The organism is Alteromonas hispanica (assembly GCF_010500915.1).
In the GTDB taxonomy this organism is placed as follows: Bacteria; Pseudomonadota; Gammaproteobacteria; order Enterobacterales; family Alteromonadaceae; genus Alteromonas; species Alteromonas hispanica.
Window position 1 is genome coordinate 327157 of sequence record NZ_JAAAWP010000003.1, and the last position, 17400, is coordinate 344556.

The 17400-nt window shown below is 44.4% G+C and carries 15 protein-coding genes; 7 read left to right on the forward strand and 8 right to left on the reverse strand.

Translation table 11 applies throughout. From position 1 onward, the window contains the following. Nucleotides 1-88: 88 nt before the first annotated feature. Nucleotides 89-1705, reverse strand: coding sequence for an amidase (locus GTW09_RS06915; RefSeq protein ID WP_163111140.1), 1617 nt, complete (start codon nucleotides 1703-1705; stop codon nucleotides 89-91). Nucleotides 1706-1994: 289 nt separating this feature from the next. Beyond that, on the reverse strand, nucleotides 1995-2783 hold the full coding sequence (locus tag GTW09_RS06920; RefSeq protein ID WP_163111142.1) for a substrate-binding periplasmic protein: 789 nt from the start codon (nucleotides 2781-2783) through the stop codon (nucleotides 1995-1997). A gap of 251 nt (nucleotides 2784-3034) precedes the next feature. On the opposite strand from GTW09_RS06920, the gene prmA reads away from it, so the two are divergent. The 7 genes from prmA to GTW09_RS06955 all read left to right on the forward strand — a co-directional run bounded on the left by prmA (nucleotide 3035) and on the right by GTW09_RS06955 (nucleotide 11035). Next, nucleotides 3035-3913 carry a 50S ribosomal protein L11 methyltransferase gene (gene prmA / locus GTW09_RS06925; RefSeq protein WP_163111144.1) on the forward strand — a complete coding sequence of 293 codons (879 nt, stop codon included), beginning with the start codon at nucleotides 3035-3037 and terminating at the stop codon, nucleotides 3911-3913. 408 nt (nucleotides 3914-4321) lie between these two features. Then, nucleotides 4322-5320, forward strand: a complete 999-nt coding sequence (gene dusB, locus GTW09_RS06930) for a tRNA dihydrouridine synthase DusB (protein ID WP_163111429.1) — start codon at nucleotides 4322-4324, stop codon at nucleotides 5318-5320. 30 nt (nucleotides 5321-5350) lie between these two features. Beyond that, on the forward strand, nucleotides 5351-5644 hold the full coding sequence (gene fis, locus GTW09_RS06935; RefSeq protein ID WP_012520109.1) for a DNA-binding transcriptional regulator Fis: 294 nt from the start codon (nucleotides 5351-5353) through the stop codon (nucleotides 5642-5644). An 82-nt stretch (nucleotides 5645-5726) separates the two neighbouring features. Next, nucleotides 5727-7325: a bifunctional phosphoribosylaminoimidazolecarboxamide formyltransferase/IMP cyclohydrolase gene (gene purH, locus GTW09_RS06940; protein ID WP_163111146.1), complete on the forward strand. Its 1599-nt coding sequence runs from the start codon at nucleotides 5727-5729 to the stop codon at nucleotides 7323-7325. A gap of 453 nt (nucleotides 7326-7778) precedes the next feature. Then, the gene (locus GTW09_RS06945) at nucleotides 7779-8591 is read left to right on the forward strand and encodes a class I SAM-dependent methyltransferase (protein WP_071980943.1); all 813 of its coding nucleotides are present in this window, start codon (nucleotides 7779-7781) and stop codon (nucleotides 8589-8591) included. A gap of 31 nt (nucleotides 8592-8622) precedes the next feature. Next, nucleotides 8623-9912, forward strand: a complete 1290-nt coding sequence (gene purD, locus GTW09_RS06950) for a phosphoribosylamine--glycine ligase (protein WP_163111148.1) — start codon at nucleotides 8623-8625, stop codon at nucleotides 9910-9912. A gap of 163 nt (nucleotides 9913-10075) precedes the next feature. Beyond that, the gene (locus tag GTW09_RS06955) at nucleotides 10076-11035 is read left to right on the forward strand and encodes an ion transporter (protein ID WP_163111150.1); all 960 of its coding nucleotides are present in this window, start codon (nucleotides 10076-10078) and stop codon (nucleotides 11033-11035) included. 268 nt (nucleotides 11036-11303) lie between these two features. On the opposite strand, the gene GTW09_RS06960 is transcribed toward GTW09_RS06955, so the two are convergent. The 6 genes from GTW09_RS06960 to GTW09_RS06985 form a co-directional block, all read right to left on the reverse strand. Continuing rightward, a complete protein-coding gene (locus GTW09_RS06960; RefSeq protein WP_163111152.1) occupies nucleotides 11304-12434 on the reverse strand; it encodes a serine hydrolase domain-containing protein in 1131 nt (376 codons plus the stop codon). Nucleotides 12435-12472: 38 nt separating this feature from the next. Beyond that, on the reverse strand, nucleotides 12473-13039 hold the full coding sequence (locus GTW09_RS06965) for a helix-turn-helix domain-containing protein (RefSeq protein WP_163111154.1): 567 nt from the start codon (nucleotides 13037-13039) through the stop codon (nucleotides 12473-12475). A 770-nt stretch (nucleotides 13040-13809) separates the two neighbouring features. Next, nucleotides 13810-14514: a serine hydrolase domain-containing protein gene (locus GTW09_RS06970; RefSeq protein ID WP_163111156.1), complete on the reverse strand. Its 705-nt coding sequence runs from the start codon at nucleotides 14512-14514 to the stop codon at nucleotides 13810-13812. Next, nucleotides 14511-14738, reverse strand: coding sequence for a hypothetical protein (locus GTW09_RS06975; RefSeq protein ID WP_163111158.1), 228 nt, complete (start codon nucleotides 14736-14738; stop codon nucleotides 14511-14513). The genes GTW09_RS06970 and GTW09_RS06975 overlap by 4 nt, the downstream gene beginning before the upstream one ends. Before the next feature lie 107 nt (nucleotides 14739-14845). After that, the gene (locus GTW09_RS06980) at nucleotides 14846-16075 is read right to left on the reverse strand and encodes a S41 family peptidase (protein WP_163111160.1); all 1230 of its coding nucleotides are present in this window, start codon (nucleotides 16073-16075) and stop codon (nucleotides 14846-14848) included. Beyond that, nucleotides 16065-17225, reverse strand: a complete 1161-nt coding sequence (locus GTW09_RS06985; RefSeq protein WP_163111162.1) for a serine hydrolase domain-containing protein — start codon at nucleotides 17223-17225, stop codon at nucleotides 16065-16067. The genes GTW09_RS06980 and GTW09_RS06985 overlap by 11 nt, the downstream gene beginning before the upstream one ends. Nucleotides 17226-17400 lie beyond the last annotated feature (175 nt).

Sequence of the window (17400 nt, forward strand, 5' to 3'; positions counted from 1 at the left end):
CCGTTCTAAATAGCGTTGTTAAGTTCTAACGCTCACTGAAAAGCGTCATTCAAATGCTTCGTTTAAGCATCTTACTTAGATACACACCTTATTTAGACACGATGCCATCAGTAAGAGGTTTTAACTCTGGCGCATCTAGTCTTGATGGTAAGAGGCCCGGCGTAATAGTAAACCCGTGTTTAGCCTCAAACACGCTGCCAATCCTCAGCACTTTCTCATCCATCCATTTACCTGCAATAAAACTTAATCCCACAGGGAGATGCTTCACCTCACCAGCCGGCACGGTTAAATGAGGGTATCCAGCTACAGCAGCGAGATATCCAATACCGATAAACCCTCCTGGTGAATGATCGCCGTAAACACCATCAATTAAAAAGGAAGGGCTGTTAGAGGGAGACACCAACACATCTACGTTGTGCTGTTTCATGAGCGTGTCGATACCATTCGCTCCCGCAGTTTGTTGAATAAGGGCTAGCGCCGACTTGTACTCTTCACTTTCTATAGAGGCTGCTTCTAATGATTTTTCAAAAATATCTTGATTGAACAAAACCAACTCACGGTCATCGCCCTTATTAAACTCAATAAGAGAGGCCAAGTCTCGTGCAGGGATATCTGCCGGCGAATCAGCGAGGTACTCATTTATTGATGCATGAAACTCTGCCAGTAATACATTGTAAGAATCGGCCCAAAAGCTATCTGGCTGCTCAAAGTCTTCGATGTCTACCAAGGTAGCACCGGCGTTCTTCAAACTGTTCAGTGCGTTTTCATAGGCTTCTAGCACGTGTGGGTTGTCACCCTGGCGGTAACGAACTACCCCCACACGAATCCCCTTCAAATCTGTGGAAATTAGCGATGCCTTCGGCGTTTTGATCACATGTTCATCGGCGGCTTTTGTTGCGCTGTCTTTGCCATCCGAGCCGGCCATGATAGAAGCCATTAACCATGCATCTTGCACATTATTGGTCATCGGCCCTGCAGTATCTTGGCTAAACGAGATAGGAACAATGTGAGTACGCGAGAGCATTCCCACCGTTGGCTTGAAACCAACCACGCCGTTCATAGATGACGGGCAGATAATTGAACCATTGGTTTCTGTTCCCACCGCTAAAGAAGCTAGGCGAAGAGCCATAGCGGCACCCGAACCTGATGAAGAACCACAGGCGCTTCTTGATAATAAATGTGGATTACGAGTTAACCCACCTACGGCACTCCACCCACTAATGGATGACTCGGATCGAAAGTTCGCCCACTCTGACAAATTGGTTTTACCTAGAATGATGGCATCTGATGCTTTTAGCTTGGCAACAATAGGCGCGTCGCGCTCCGTCATATTATTTAGTAGTGCCATTGAGCCCGCGGTAGTTGCCATCTCGCTCGTTTCAATGTTGTCTTTTAATAACACTGGAATACCAGCCAGCGCGCCAACGTTTTCGCCATTTTCAATCTTTGCATCTATGCGCTTAGCCTGCTCAAGAGCTTGGCTATTTACAGCAAGAATACTGTTTGCATCAGTATCTAGGCGCTCGATGCGAGCTAAGTAGCCTGATACCAAGTCGTACGACGTTAGTTCGCCAGATTGAATAGCAGCGGCTTGGACGTGAGCCGGTTTATCCAGCCACTCCAACGCCATGTTTTGCTGTTTACTTGTTGTTGTACAAGCGCCGCATAGCGCGACAAAAATGAGTAGATACCACTTCTTTATCATTATTTTTCCCTTTTATGGCACATGGCCGCTGAGGCTCACTAAGGCGACAGGCCCTGCAAGCAATCAGCGGTGTATTTTTTTAAAGCATCAGGTACTTTTTATACTATGCAGCAAAAATAGTTCATATGTAATGAAAATAACAAGAGCAGGCGGGCTGTTAACTGAGGATAAGTTGGAAAATAGACTTGCCGCTTTGATTTTGTAATAAAAGCATCTAAAGCAACAGAAACTAGTCTTACTTATCGGCCGCTTCGTGGCTAATTGAGCGGTTCACAGTCTTTAGTGGACGCTACTTCGAGTAAGAAATATCCGCAGTTTCGTTTGAGACATAGGCGAACAAACCGTTTAAGCCGCTCCATTCGAGCCCGTATTTTTCTAACAATGCTTGGTAGCGACCGCTTTTGATAAACAAAGACAAGCTGTGATTAAACGATTCACGCAGTGACTTGTCTGGAATTCCCGCTCGATAAGTGGAAACTGGAAACAGTTCGTGAAAAACAACATCGTCGTTTTTATATCTATCGTCTTGATTCTTAAAATGAGAAAAGATATTTCTGTCCATTACAGCAACATCAACGCTTCCTAGCATTAGCATGTCTACTTGGCGTTCTTGTTTCGCCATTTCAAGATATGTGGGGTGGGCTGCAAAAATGTGGTGGAACTCTTCACCTAATACCGATGTTGCCGTTTGAAAAGCCACAACGCTTCTCGTTTTTAATGCGTCAACACTGTCGAGATTAAGTTTTCTATCTGCACGGGTAATTGCAACGTTTTGATACACAATGTAAGGGCTAGAGAGTATGTCTTGGGAGACATCATGAGAGTCAGTCATTGTTAGGCCAATATCTACTGCGCCTTGGTTGAGCACTTTAGCAGTTCTACCAAAAGGCAAATACAACGGCTTAAACTCATAACCCATGTCATTCACAATCGCACGAATTAACTCCACCTCAAAACCACTATCATTAGCAGCCACTACATACGGAGGTTTGTCCCACCCAATTGCCACCTCTAACTCGCGAGAATGCGCATCAAAACACATCAATAAGAGGTTTAAAGCTAAAAGGAGTGCTCGCATATGTTAGTGATTCTCATTTACAAAGAGGGTTAGTTGGTGATGATACAACCTTTATGAATTGTTGGTAGTCGACAAAAGGTTAATTTTTGAGCATGACATTTGAGCGAAAACAACAAAACGATAAGGTTTGCTTCGCGAAGAGGCTTTTTACCTAATTAACGATGCACGACAGGTATTTTTATTACCCGGTCGATTTCGTTTAATTGAGGTGAGAGGTACAATAGTGGTAAACACGTTAATGAACAATCACTATGGCTTGGTTACAACTACGAATTAATACTACCTCAGAGTATGCAGATGCAATTGGCGATATGCTAAGTGCAAATGGCTCACAAGCGGTTACCTATGTAGATGCGAAAGATACGCCTATGTACGAACCCAAGCCCGGCGAAGTACTGCTTTGGCCAGACACCCAAGTGGTGGGTTTGTTTAAAGCCGACGCCGACATGAAACGTATTATAGCTCGACTAGCCAAAGCAAAAATATTAGGCCCAGACTTCAAATACAAGCTTGAACCACTAGAAGACAAAGACTGGGAGCGTGAGTGGATGGACAACTTCCATCCTATGCAATTCGGTGAGCGACTATGGATTTGCCCAAGCTGGCGTGACGTTCCTGACCCGAATGCCGTTAATGTGATGCTAGACCCAGGCCTTGCCTTTGGTACGGGCACCCACCCCACGACTGCCTTATGTTTACGCTGGTTAGATGGTATCGACATGACTGACAAAACCGTGGTGGACTTCGGCTGTGGCTCCGGCATTTTGGCGTTAGCCGCCTTAAAACTAGGGGCCAAACGTGTAATCGGAATTGATATCGATCCACAGGCCTTACAAGCCACGCAAGAAAATGCCCGTCGAAACGGTGTTGAAGATCGTTTGGACGTTTTTTTGCCAGAAAATCAACCAACACTAGAAGCTGACGTAGTCGTTGCCAATATACTCTCCGGCCCCCTTCTCGAATTAAGAGAAGTCATTACAGGGTATTGCAAATCTGACGGCCTGCTTGTGCTGTCGGGTATTTTAGCTGAACAAGTGGAAACTATTGAAAGTGCCTATGCCAAGGATATTTCACTGGACCCCAGTGCAATAGACGGTGAATGGGCAAGAGTATCAGGGCGTAAGCATTAGTGCCGCGCGCTCAATAAGACACCATCCGTGATCTTTATTGTTCACTGAACCCGCATACTTTTTCAGCTATAAGTTGTTTTTTCCAGTGTTGCACAACCGTTCAAACAATAAAAAATGGGGGTAATTGTTAAATTTTTTCACATTACATCCCTTTTAAATCGTGGCTTTCAAGTCTTAAGCACAAAATTTCACCAACATTTTCGCGTTAGATTACTAACAATACAGATTTTTTTTGCTGTCAATACCGTTTAGTGAAATTTTGTGTGATTTTTAGCCTTTTCAAGCATTGCGAAAACACGTACACTTAGCGCCCCGTTTTAGCCGGGTGTATAATTTCTGTGCAATTATAGATGGTGAGCTTCGCGTTAACTTATGCAAAAACCTATGCGACATACTTTGCAACAACCTTTGCAAATTGGACCATACAAGTTAGATAACAATTTGATGTTAGCTCCCATGGCTGGCGTAACTGACCGACCGTTTCGGCAATTGTGCAAGCGTTTAGGCGCAGGTCTTGTTGTGTCAGAGATGTTGTCGAGTAATCCGAAAGTTTGGAATACCGCAAAATCACAAGCGCGAATGAACCATGAGGGTGAAGAAGGAGTTCGCTCTGTACAGATAGCGGGTGCCGACCCTGAGCTTATGGCACAGGCAGCGCAGTTCAATGTTGATAATGGTGCGCAAATCATCGACATCAATATGGGTTGCCCTGCAAAGAAGGTGAACAAGAAGCTTGCAGGTTCAGCATTGCTTCAGTACCCAGACACAGTGGAAAGTATCATTAAAGCGGTAGTAAACGCTGTTGATGTTCCTGTAACACTTAAAATACGCACCGGCTGGAATCCAGAAAATCGCAATGGGGTAGAGATTGCCCGCATTGCAGAGCAAAACGGCATACAATCGCTCGCCGTTCACGGTAGAACAAGAGCATGTATGTATAAAGGAGAGGCAGAGTACGACACCATACGCCGAATTAAGGCGGCAATTTCAATACCGGTCATTGCAAATGGTGACATTACTTCTGCACAAAAGGCACAAGAGGTACTGAATTACACAGGTGCAGATGGCGTTATGATTGGTCGCGGCGCGCAGGGTAAACCTTGGATTTTTAATCAAATTCAACATTATCTTGAAACGGGCGAAACCATAGCACCACCACCGCTGTCTCAACAATATGAAATTTTGCACGAGCACGTCGCTAACGTACAAGATTTTTATGGGGAGGCAGCAGGCGTGAGAATAGCCCGGAAGCACGTGGGCTGGTATCTCTCGGAACATGATACGGATCGTCAGTTTCGTAAATCGTTTAACGCTATCGAAGATGCGAATAAGCAACTCGATGCACTAAATGCATATTTTCAAGCGCTGCAGACTCGAGAAAACCGACAGATTTCTCCGGCAGCATAGTGATGACTAACTAAAGAGCAACACAGTATTATGTTCGATCAAAACGTGACTTCACCTTTTACTACTACCGTAACTACGCCTTCACAAACGCAGGCTCAAAAGCCTTTGCGCGATTCTGTTAAGCAAGCGGTAAATAAGTACCTTAAGCAACTAGACAACGCAAACATCGATAACTTGTACGAAATGGTACTCGCTGAAGTGGAAGCTCCACTGCTAGAGGAAGTCATGACTTATACCCGCGGCAACCAAACTCGCGCGGCTATCATGATGGGCATCAACCGTGGCACACTTCGCAAAAAGCTAAAGCAATACGGCATGAACTAAGATTTTAAGGGCTTTGCCCAGTAAAGAGCACCATACGGTGCTCTTTTTGTTTCAACACTACAACTTTGAAGCTACTACATTTATGCAAACACCAAAACCAATCAAACGTGCTCTTTTAAGTGTCTCTGATAAAACAGGTATTGTCGATTTCGCAAAAGCGCTGCATAACGCTGGCGTTGAGCTTTTGTCGACTGGCGGTACCGCTAAACTTCTCGCTGAAGCAGGCCTTCCTGTAAAGGAAGTGTCTGATCACACAGGTCACCCTGAAATTATGGCTGGCCGAGTAAAAACCCTTCACCCGAAAGTACACGGCGGCATACTGGCTCGCCGCGGCGTTGATGAAGCAGTAATGGAAGAAAACAACATTGCGCCTATCGACTTAGTGGTAGTTAACCTCTACCCGTTCGCAGCTACTGTGGCCAATGAAGATTGCACTTTAGAAGATGCCATCGAGAACATCGATATTGGCGGCCCTACAATGGTGCGTGCGGCAGCAAAAAACCACAAAGACGTGACTATTGTGGTTAATGCAGCAGATTACGACAATGTTTTAGCAGAAATGAACGCCAATGATGGTTCATTAAAGTATCAGACTCGTTTTGACCTTGCTATAAAGGCTTTCGAGCATACTGCTGAATACGACGGCATGATTGCTAACTACTTTGGTGCTCGCTTAGATAGTACAGAGTGCGAAGAAGACTGCGACCACCAGCACAGTGAATTCCCACGCACTTTCAACGTTCAAATGAGCAAAAAGCAAGACTTGCGCTATGGTGAAAACAGCCACCAAAATGCCGCATTTTACGTTGAAAACACAATTCAAGAAGCTTCTGTTGCCACTGCTGAACAGCTGCAGGGTAAAGAGCTATCGTTTAATAATATTGCCGATACCGACTCAGCACTAGAGTGCGTAAAAGAATTCGACGAACCGGCGTGCGTTATTGTAAAACACGCTAATCCTTGCGGTGTTGCCATTGGCGACGACATTTTGAGTGCCTACGATCGCGCGTTTAAAACCGACCCCACCTCAGCGTTCGGCGGTATCATTGCTTTTAACCGCGAACTCGATGCTAAAACAGCGCAGGCTATTGTAGATCGTCAGTTCGTTGAAGTGATTATTGCTCCAACCGTTAGCGACGAAGCGAAAGAGGTAGTCAGTGCGAAGAAGAACGTACGCCTTCTAGCATGTGGCGACTGGACTGGTCAGTTGACCGAAGGTTACGACTTTAAACGCGTTAATGGCGGCCTGCTAGTTCAAGAGCGCGACTTCGGTATGGTTGAGAGAGAAGATTTAACAGTAGTCACCAAGGTTAAGCCTTCTGAAGAGCAGCTTCGCGACCTTATGTTCTGCTGGAAAGTAGCCAAATACGTTAAGTCTAATGCCATTGTGTATTGCAAAGATGGCATGACTATAGGCGTTGGCGCAGGGCAAATGAGCCGCGTGTACTCTGCGAAAATTGCGGGTATTAAAGCTGCCGACGAAAACCTAGAAGTAGCCGGCTCAGTAATGGCCTCTGACGCATTCTTCCCATTCCGTGATGGTATTGATGCAGCTGCAGAAGCGGGCATTAAGGCTGTTATCCAGCCTGGTGGCTCAATGCGTGACCAAGAGGTGATTGACGCAGCTGACGAACACGGCATTGCGATGGTGTTCACAGGCATGCGCCACTTCCGCCATTAAGCGGCTATTGGTCAACAGACCAAAAAAGAAAGTATCCCATCCAAGGGGGCACCTCTGCGGCGGTTTTGTCGCAGAGGCTTTAAGTTTATTATTTACCCTTTTTAGCTTTTGCCTTATGGCCTTTGCATCTATAAGGCAGCGCTAGTTTGTATATCTCAGGTTCATTTACTGGAGGTATAAGGCCGTAGCAAAGCTCAAAGTGAAAACGATAAAGGACCGAATTATTCTGCTAGGTATCAAAAGCATGTTACGGTTAACTGATAGGCTTGATCTTACTTATGGTAGTTTGTAGTAATACTGTTAACCCTGTGGTTGTAGTATTTAGCTATCAGTTGTTTAGCTATTCAGCTGTGTAGTAAAAAGCATAGGCTGAAATACACCATAATTTGGGTGATGCGATGCTTTAGGCTAAGCTGCACCGAATAAATACCCTAGACAGAAAAGGAAATAATAATGAAAAAGTTAGCCCAACTAATGTTAGCCGCAACGCTTGGCATGTCTGCGTGCTATGCGTCTGCCGATGCCATTTCAGACGCCGTAAAAAGCGAACTGCGTACCTCAGACGCCAAAGCCAGAGATGAATACCGTAAACCACAGCAAACCCTCCGTTTCTTTGGCCTGAAGCCTGAGATGACGGTAGTTGAAATTTCGCCAGGTGGTGGTTGGTATACGGATATTTTATACCCCGTTGTAAAAGACAGCGGAAAATATGTTGCCGCACACTTCTACGTTGATGAATCGACCAACGATTACTACAAAAAAGCCCTAGCCGCTTTCAAAGAAAAAACCCAAGCAGGTGGAAAATATGAAGGTGCAGCAGTAACCGCATTCCACCCAACCAAAGCCCTTGATATTATTGACGCTGGAAGTGCTGACATGGTGCTGACTTTCCGCAATGTACATAACTGGTATATGCGAGAGGGTGATACAGGTATCGACAATGCTTTTGGTGCCTTCTTTAAAGCACTGAAGCCTGGTGGTGTTTTAGGTGTGGTTGAACACGAATTACCAGAAAGTGCCGACGATGCGGTAATGACATCTAGCGGCTACATGAAGCGCTCATATGTTGTTGCGGCTGCTGAAAAAGCGGGCTTCATGCTAGAAGCAAGCAGCGATATTAATGCCAACGCTATGGATAATGCCGACCACCCGAAAGGCGTGTGGACACTTCCTCCAAGATTGGCATTAGAAGATCAAGACCGCGATAAATACCTTGCCATTGGCGAGAGTAATCGCATGACGCTTAAATTTAAAAAGCCTAATTAATTTACAACTTAAAGCATAAACGGAATAGTGAATGAACGTACTTGTCATTGGCGGCGGTGGTCGCGAACACGCGCTAGCATTTAAAGCAGCGCAGTCTTCTGAAGTTTCAACAGTTTTTGTCGCGCCTGGAAATGCAGGCACGGCAACAGAGCCTAAGCTGGAGAATGTACCTATTGATGTAAGCGACATCGCAGGTCTCGTTTCTTTTGCGAAAGGTAACGACGTTGAACTTACCATTGTTGGTCCGGAAGCGCCGCTAGTGGCAGGTGTCGTTGATACGTTTACTAATGAAGGCTTAACTATTTTCGGCCCTACACAAGCTGCAGCACAGCTTGAAGGGTCAAAAGCGTTTACCAAAGATTTTCTTGCTCGTCACAACATACCCACTGCGGAATATCAGAATTTCACTGAAATTGACCCAGCAATTGCCTACGTACGCGAAAAAGGCGCGCCTATCGTGGTAAAAGCCGACGGTTTAGCGGCAGGGAAAGGCGTTATTGTTGCCATGACTCTTGAAGACGCTGAAGCTGCCATTCGTGATATGTTAGCAGGTAACGCTTTTGGCGAAGCAGGTAGCCGCGTGGTAATTGAAGAGTTCTTAGATGGTGAAGAAGCGTCGTTTATCGTTATGGTAGATGGAAAAAATGTGCTGCCGTTTGCGACCAGTCAAGATCACAAACGTGCTGCTGACGGCGACAAAGGTCCAAACACGGGCGGGATGGGCGCATATTCTCCTGCACCAGTTGTCACTCAAGCTATTCACGACCGTGTTATGAACGAAGTTATTATGCCAACAGTTAATGGCATGGCGGCTGAAGGAAATGACTACGTGGGCTTTCTATATGCTGGCCTGATGATTATGGCTGACGGCACGCCAAAAGTGATTGAATATAACTGTCGATTTGGCGACCCAGAAACCCAGCCCATTATGCTGCGTTTGCAGTCAGATCTTGTTCCTCTTTGCCTAGCAGCCTGTAAAGGAGAGCTAGACACGCAAACTATCGAGTTTGACCCTCGTGCGTCAGTAGGTGTTGTGCTTGCTGCAGGCGGTTACCCAGGTAGCTATGAGAAAGGTGACGAGATTACCGGCTTTGACGAAGCAGACAAGCTAGACGGCAAAGTGTTTCATGCTGGTACGGCACTTAGCGACGGCAAAGTAGTAACCGCTGGTGGTCGTGTGCTTTGTGCAACAGCACTTGGCAACAGTGTGACCGAAGCACAGCAAAAAGCCTACGAGTTGCTAAATACTATTCAATTCAAAGACGTTTACTATCGTACTGATATAGCTCATCGAGCGATAGCAAGAGAAGCGAAAGCTTAATTTAGCCTTTGAACTCAATGAGGCCGCCAAATAAGGTTGTGCCTTGAAAGTAAGTCAATAAAGCGAATTAGTAAAAGCTAATTCGCTTTTTCTTTATCTATTTAAATCATCTGGTTTCTAGCTACAATGAATGATGATTTAGCATTCACTAAGTTAACTAATAATGACATTGCAACAAGCCTGCTATCACATACTCGCGCCAGCCTCTGAAGCCGCTCATTTTAAAAAGGCTAGTCGTCTTTTCGATTTCTTTTTAGTTGTCATTATTACTGTCAATATTGCTGCGATGATGATCGAAACACTTCCCAACATATCTCAGGCTTGGCTAGCAAAACTGCACACTATTGAAATTGTTTCGGTTATTTTGTTCAGCGCAGAGTACGTGCTGCGTGTTTATAGCAGTGCCGCCAACCCTAATTTGAGTGACAAGACCACTCACCACATTGGCTCTGCAAAAAGCTGGGCGCCTTGGCAAAAGCGCTGGCACTACATAAAAAGCCCAATGGCGATTATCGACCTGATGGCTATTCTGCCGTTTTTCCTCAGTATGTTCTTTATGCTCGACCTACGCATTTTACGGGTTTTCAGAGTGTTAAGAATATTGAAGATAGGACGCTACTCTCGCTCCATCCAAACTTTGGTAGACGTAGTGCGCAGCGAAGCCCATTCGCTTGTCGCTGCGCTAAGTGTGCTAATGCTATTTACCGTAATTGCTGCCACCTGCATTTACTACATTGAACACAACGCTCAGCCGGAGATATTTAGCAGCATTCCCGCCTCGCTTTGGTGGGCTTTGGTGACTTTAACCACGGTGGGTTATGGTGATGCGGTTCCCATCACTTCGCTAGGCAAAATATTCGGTGGTTTTATTACCATAATGGGTATTTGCTTTTATGCCTTACCTGCGGGCATTTTATCTTCAAGCTATACAGGAAAAATGCAGCTTAAACGAGACCAGTTCAAAGACACCGTTCGAAGTGCACTAGATGATGGTGTGCTCAGTGAACATGACATACATCACATTGAACGAGTACGAGGTTTACTTGATTTAGACGAAGAAGAAGCACGCCTTATCATTCGCTTACTGCAACACCATCACAATGGTAAGTCGAAAGATGAATGAAAGGCGCTGGGCTGTTCATTGATTGACTCATTCATTGATTGGACAGCTATAGATGGCTTTAGACGCATTGGCTCATATCTGATTTGACACTTTCATTTGTTGGTTTGGGTAGCACCTGAAAGGCCGCTTGAGACCTTCAGGCTTAGGTTTTACACTTCGGTCTGGTGCCACTAACTGTCAATCCCGGCTAGGATTGGGAACCTATACTTTGTTCGTAAATCAGATAGTGGTGGCTACTCACACCCTAACGCAAGCTTTATAAGCTAAACTATTGTGTTCCGCCGACGAATAATTCCAGAAATTTTAGAGCCAAAGGGTTTTTCTCAATATGCGCGCCGGTAAGGCTATTTACCTCGTGCCGCAAACCGTCGGTGTTACCCAACGCCACTAGGGTTAGCCCTTCCTCAGGCGCTTTTAATAACAAACCGGCATACGCGTCTGGCCACCAACCGCCATGCCAGACAAGCTTGTGTCCCTGCCACTGTTGTACAAACCATCCATAGGCATAAGGCATGGGCTGTCCATTAGTGTCCGTGCTAGGGCTCCACATTTTTTCACGAAGAGGCTCAGAAATGATTCTTCCCTCATCCAGTGCGATGGAATAGCGGGCTAGCGCTTTGGCACTAGCAATGATGCCCGAGCTTGCGTTCAGCTCAGTGTTAGGCATTATAGCGTTATCCAGTCCGTCAGACTTTTCAGGCGCATGACGAAAAGGGGGAGCGAGGTGCGTCAGCACTGAGCTTGCCTTTTCATCGCGCCAACCCGTGGCTATGTCATACAGCTTACCGGGTTGGATCACGTACTTATTAACCCAGTAGCGCCAATTATGACCGGTATTTTCCTCCACCCAATTGGAAAGACGACCAAAAACGATAGGGTTATAGAAAAAACTGCTACCTGGTTCACCTTGTACTTGATGTTGAAGCACGTGGCGCAGAGTAATTACCTGACCGCACTGTACTTCAGCTACTTGGACGCCGTTATCTAGGATACCACCACCGAAGATTGAATCACTGGTGGTTAACCACTGACAGCGACGGTCCCAGTCACTTAAGGTAGTAAAGTCCGCATCGAGATCAATATGTCCGTCAGCATCCATTGCTAATAATGTTATGCCCGTGAATGTTTTGGTAATTGAGGCAACAAGGTAACTGGTGTCCTCGGTGGTGGACTCTTCAGCATCATGATCCTGAAAGCCGATGCTTTCCAACATGATGACATCACCGTTTTTAACAATTGCCACGGACAGACTCGGGATCAGATTCTGTCGACGAAAATCCTTAATATAAGTTTGAAATTTTTCGATTTTGTCATCGATGGTTTCGGGGTTAACCTCCGCGACTGACTGTGGATTAAACGCAAGTGTCGTCAGTAGCAGATAATATATTATTGCTCTCATAATATTGTTCCTAAATTTTGGCTTAAGTGGTTTTGCCGCTACCTGTGATTGATGCCTAAAAATGGAAAGGCAGGGTAATAGCATTTTCGGTGTCGAATGACGGCGAAAATGTTGACAAGCATGATAGCCGCATTAAAGGGCAGAACCGCGATAAAGAATAAAAAGCCGAACCCCTGAATAGTTAGCAGAGCTGCAAATGCCAGCACATATAACAGTGTCATAGTAATCTGAAAATTTATCACTGCTCGTCCATGGCTATCATATACTGGGCTGTCTTCGCGTTTGTGCACCCACACAAACAATGGGCACAGAATATTCAAAAACGGCAACACTAATCCAACAAATGGTGAGACGTGCATTAGTAATAGCCATTTTGTCTCTATACTCTCCTCACGGGGATCATTCAGCTGCATCAAATCGTCCACTTCTATGTCAAGCGCCGCAGCTAATAGCTTAACGGTTCGCAGATGCGGAGAGACGGATCCTTTTTCGATTCGCTGGATGGTGCGAACGGTAACTTTTGTTTTTTCCGCTAATTGCTCCTGCGACAAACCTTTCAACTTGCGCTGATAGGTTAACTGCTCAGCAAACTGGACATTTTTCATAGTTACTTGTTACTCCGTATCACGATAATTCAAGTGAAATAGTACCCAAAATCAGCCGACATTGTTACGACATTTACGTGTCGTGCTCACGTCATTTCTTTAAATTACATACGCTTATGTCATTACAATGACTCATTAAAGGGGGAAGTGGACAAGTTCTCTTAACGGCTTCTAAGGTATTACCAACATGCGATTAAATTCATTGCGGGGCAGTACGATGAGCTCAAATCACTGCTAATAATTGGGATAATCGTTATGCTGAACGGCCGTGCATTTTTGCAATGAGATAAATCAAATATATTTTTATTACCGTTTAGAATGTGACTATAAAAAGCAAAAATAAAGCTTTCGATATTCCAAATGACTGAAAATCAAGGGGGTTAGAAGTTTGTAGTTTTACCTGAAGTAGATTACCACTTTCCCTGTGATGACGTTCAAGTTATTGCTCAAAAATGAAGCTGGAAAACACATTCTTGAATAACCATATCACGCACTTAACTGCCCAACTGAGAGCATTGACGGGCATCAAAAGACAAGGAGCTGTCGTTGTCAAAACACCAATTTATGGCTCAATTAGCACTTACCGACGTACTCAAGAAGAATATTGACTATGAAGATTTTAATACAGTACAACGAGTATAATTCGGTCCGAACGTAGATGTTGATACTCATTATGGCTATCGCCACGACTTTATACGTATCAATAGATATCATAACTTAAAGCGCTAGGTAAAACAGCACAGGGCTTGCTAGAATCGGCGCTATGCAGCTTATTCCTTGTCAATTAAACCAGTCAAATAGTCAAACATGCGGGCGCGAGATTTCGAGCTTTCGCGATGCGAAGCCGACTCCCAGTTTGCGTTGACAGCAATTACTAACGAACGGTTCGGGTCAATATAGATGGCTTGACCAAAGATCCCTTTGCCTTGATAAATATCATTTGCCGATATCCACCATTGATAGCCGTAGCCAGAACCTTCTTCGTCTAATTTGACTTGCGCTGTAACCGCCTTTTCAAACCAACCGTCTGGAACAATAGATTCTCCGTTAACTACAGCGCCATTTCGGATAAAGTCACCAAATAATGCAAAATCTCTTGTCGTCGCTTGTATACAGCAACCACTAATTTCGTGGCCTGTAGGGCCCAATAGCCAAGACGCGTCTTGGTGGGCATCAATGTGCTGCCATATCTTTTCAGAAAGATATTCCGCCAGAGGTTTACCCGTTGCCTCAGACACTAATAAACCAATCAGATTTGTTTCACCCGTACTGTATAAAAACTGCGTTCCTGGCGCATGAGCGCGCTCTAGCGCGCGCATATAGCTTGCCGTAACGTCTATACCGTCTTCTGCAACGTGAAAATTGAATTTTGAAACATCTGAGTTTGGGTCGCTATAGTCTTCATTCCACTTCACACCTGAGGTCATGGTTAAAAGCTGTTCAATAGTGACATCGTCGTATGCACTGCCTTTCATGTCGGTAAAGATGCAAACGCTTCTGAAGAAGTTCTTTTGCTTACCGCCAAGGTCTTATTCAAACTGAGTAACGATTTGTCTATTTGAGGAATATTTTCAGTCAGAACATAGTTGTCTGCGATAACTGCTTGTAACGACTTTATTACATCGTTTTTTTCATGAAGCTCAAGGGACATTGTGCTAGCGCACCAAAACGTCATTACAAAGTACAATAAATATTTCAAAATTTTCACCATTGGTTATTCAGGTTTTTCAACGTGCTAGTCATGCTTTTCCAGATAAATACACGTGATTATTGATTTCAAAGTTTATGTTGTATGAGCAAGCCGGACTAGTGGAGCATTTCAATAACGTTATCCAGCACATTATCCTTGCCAATTGCGAAGTCAGCCCAATTCTGTTCTAAATATAAATCAGGCAGCAAACCGTTTGTTGCTGTTTCTTGGAGTCGGAACAAACGTTTTGAATAGGTAATTCGCAAGTTTGAGTTTGGCAGAATAAAATCTCCCATATCCTGATAACCGGTTGGATTTGAACCCGTTGGTGTACCCACTATTTTAGCGTTAAGTAACTGTCTGAACAATGCTGCATTACTCGCACCAGCAGAGAAAGTAACCGCACTCGTCAGTACGTACACCCCATCTTTCCAATCAACATTGTCTATAAGGTTTAGCGCATTTGCCAAAACCAAGCCAACATACAAATCACCACCACCATTATTTCTCAGATCAATGACGAGTTGCCGTGTTTGATTTTCGTCTACAAAAACGAGTAACTGCTCAGCGAATGAGACCATTTCCTCAAAAGGCGGATAGCTGTCAAATCGAATATAAGTCGCATTCTTCCCTGCGATGATCGAATACCACAGGTAATCAAATTTATTATCAAGAGGCTTTTTGATAGCTGCAGTTTTAACGGTTAAATGATTGTATTTATCTTGCACTGACGCCTCTTTAGACAACGTAGTGAGTGCTAATCTTGCTGTCTTGCCTTCATCTGTCCGCAACCCAAATACGGCTCTATCAGGTGACTCGGTAATTTGTAGCGCATAAAGCAGTTCGCCAATCGGCAAATAGTTTCCAATACGCACTGTTTCTGAATGGGTATTTTCAACGTACTGAGCGACAGTTGAAAGCTTACGCTCAATCTCAGCTATGTTCATTCCATCGATAGTTTCTAGGCTAGCGCCCAACATGTCACTATGAGCTTTTGGCGCCTTTACAAGGCGCCACTTATCGCCAAACTTGTTGACGGTAATGGGAAAGGAATGTGATTCCCAATTTGTCAGGGAAACTGCCGTATGACCATCACCGATTTTTCGTGTGAGACGCATCAGGCTTACGGCAATTTCCCAGTCTGACAATTGCTCAATTGAGTCGCGAAGGGTATTTAACTCATTGGCGAATGCCGTTTTATCCATCTGATGGAATAGATCAATATGTCTCTTTTCCAACTCTTGCTGATACGTTATTAAATCTGCTTGCCATTGTTCCGTTCGAGCGTCTTGTGCAAAGACAACATTAGATACACAAAGCAAAGCGATAAAAATTTTAATCTTCATTTTTTGTTGCCTTTTCTAGGTAATTTAAAATTTCGAACGGTATCTCTATAGACTTTTTGACCTTATTGATTTGATTAAATGTGCCCGATAGATAGATATCTAAATCAGGGCAGAAGAACATAAATGAAGAGGTACTGCCCGTGTGACCAATAAGACGGTAATCATTCGCCGAGGAAAAGCGTTCACCAACGTCCACTTTTCTCAGGCCGAACCCATAGTACAGTCCTTTGCTCTCAGGGACCCACTGCTTCATCTTAGACAAGGTTTCAGGTGTAAGGAGTTGATGGCCGTGAAGCGCAGTTTGAAATTTATTGAGATCTCTCGCCGTTGAAGCTAAACCACCACCCGCCCAATCCAAACTTAAACTCTGGAACCCTGATAGCTCCATGTTGTCTGCAAATAGCTCTGCCATTTTCTTGGTGGCTAAGCCAGGTTGTTGGCGTAAATGCATATAGGTGTTTTTCATTTTGAGCGGAACAAAAATATGCTGCGCAAAAAACTCATGTAAATGCAGCCCGCTGACGTGCTCAACAATTAAGCCTAGCAGAACATAGCCAGTATCACTGTAACGATAGGCTGTTCCTGGCTTGAAGTGCGGTTTCATACTCGTTTTAGACAGCGCGATTAACGCTTCGGGAGCCCAGTGTTTTTCAGTATCAGCAAACAACAAGGCCATTCCATTTAGACTATCGTCGGTCGTTTCATCCTCAAAGTAATCTGGCAGTCCTGACGTGTGTTGCAATAGATGCTCTATGGTGATTTCGTTTGAGTAATCTTTACCTTCATAAAGGTGTAAACCGCGCAAAGTCTCTTGTGGAAGATGTTCAGCAATTATGTCATCGAGTTTTAAATGACCTTGTTCATAAAGCATTGCGATAGCGGTGGCGGTGAAAGTTTTGCCTATGCTCGCGATGTAAAATGGATTAGCGTCAGAAACCTTTTCTCCCGAACTAAACTGTCCTGCGGCAAAAGACCAATCAATTTTTTTGGAAGGGGAAAAAATAGCCCAAGAAGCGTTGTGCACATTATCGTCGGATAACACTTTATTGAAGAGTGCCTCAACCCTGCTGTGCGCAACTTCAAGCTCATCTGCTTGAACCTGAAAGATAACCAACAGGGCAAAAATAAAGTTCGCATATAGTTTTTTCATTAGGTCAATCGTGTTTTTCTGCGTTTAACTTGCTAATTAAAAGTGTTTTTTATTTCCTGTAAACGACACTTTCATCTGGCAAACGTGAGGTTATTGGTCATTTTGATGATATATACCGCAACATAAACCATGTAGGGTAAATAATAGGTAAAGGAATCTGTTTATGACACGAATT

What these genes read in the sequence shown, in the direction of transcription:
- GTW09_RS06920 (WP_163111142.1), bottom strand. Translation starts at nt 2,783, where the DNA reads ATGCGAGCACTCCTTTTAGCTTTAAACCTCTTATTGATGTGTTTTGAT.
- GTW09_RS06970 (WP_163111156.1), bottom strand. Translation starts at nt 14,514, where the DNA reads ATGAAAGGCAGTGCATACGACGATGTCACTATTGAACAGCTTTTAACC.
- purH (WP_163111146.1), top strand. Translation starts at nt 5,727, where the DNA reads ATGCAAACACCAAAACCAATCAAACGTGCTCTTTTAAGTGTCTCTGAT.
- purD (WP_163111148.1), top strand. Translation starts at nt 8,623, where the DNA reads ATGAACGTACTTGTCATTGGCGGCGGTGGTCGCGAACACGCGCTAGCA.
- GTW09_RS06985 (WP_163111162.1), bottom strand. Translation starts at nt 17,225, where the DNA reads ATGAAAAAACTATATGCGAACTTTATTTTTGCCCTGTTGGTTATCTTT.
- GTW09_RS06960 (WP_163111152.1), bottom strand. Translation starts at nt 12,434, where the DNA reads ATGAGAGCAATAATATATTATCTGCTACTGACGACACTTGCGTTTAAT.
- GTW09_RS06955 (WP_163111150.1), top strand. Translation starts at nt 10,076, where the DNA reads ATGACATTGCAACAAGCCTGCTATCACATACTCGCGCCAGCCTCTGAA.
- GTW09_RS06945 (WP_071980943.1), top strand. Translation starts at nt 7,779, where the DNA reads ATGAAAAAGTTAGCCCAACTAATGTTAGCCGCAACGCTTGGCATGTCT.
- GTW09_RS06915 (WP_163111140.1), bottom strand. Translation starts at nt 1,705, where the DNA reads ATGATAAAGAAGTGGTATCTACTCATTTTTGTCGCGCTATGCGGCGCT.
- fis (WP_012520109.1), top strand. Translation starts at nt 5,351, where the DNA reads ATGTTCGATCAAAACGTGACTTCACCTTTTACTACTACCGTAACTACG.
- prmA (WP_163111144.1), top strand. Translation starts at nt 3,035, where the DNA reads ATGGCTTGGTTACAACTACGAATTAATACTACCTCAGAGTATGCAGAT.
- GTW09_RS06965 (WP_163111154.1), bottom strand. Translation starts at nt 13,039, where the DNA reads ATGAAAAATGTCCAGTTTGCTGAGCAGTTAACCTATCAGCGCAAGTTG.
- GTW09_RS06980 (WP_163111160.1), bottom strand. Translation starts at nt 16,075, where the DNA reads ATGAAGATTAAAATTTTTATCGCTTTGCTTTGTGTATCTAATGTTGTC.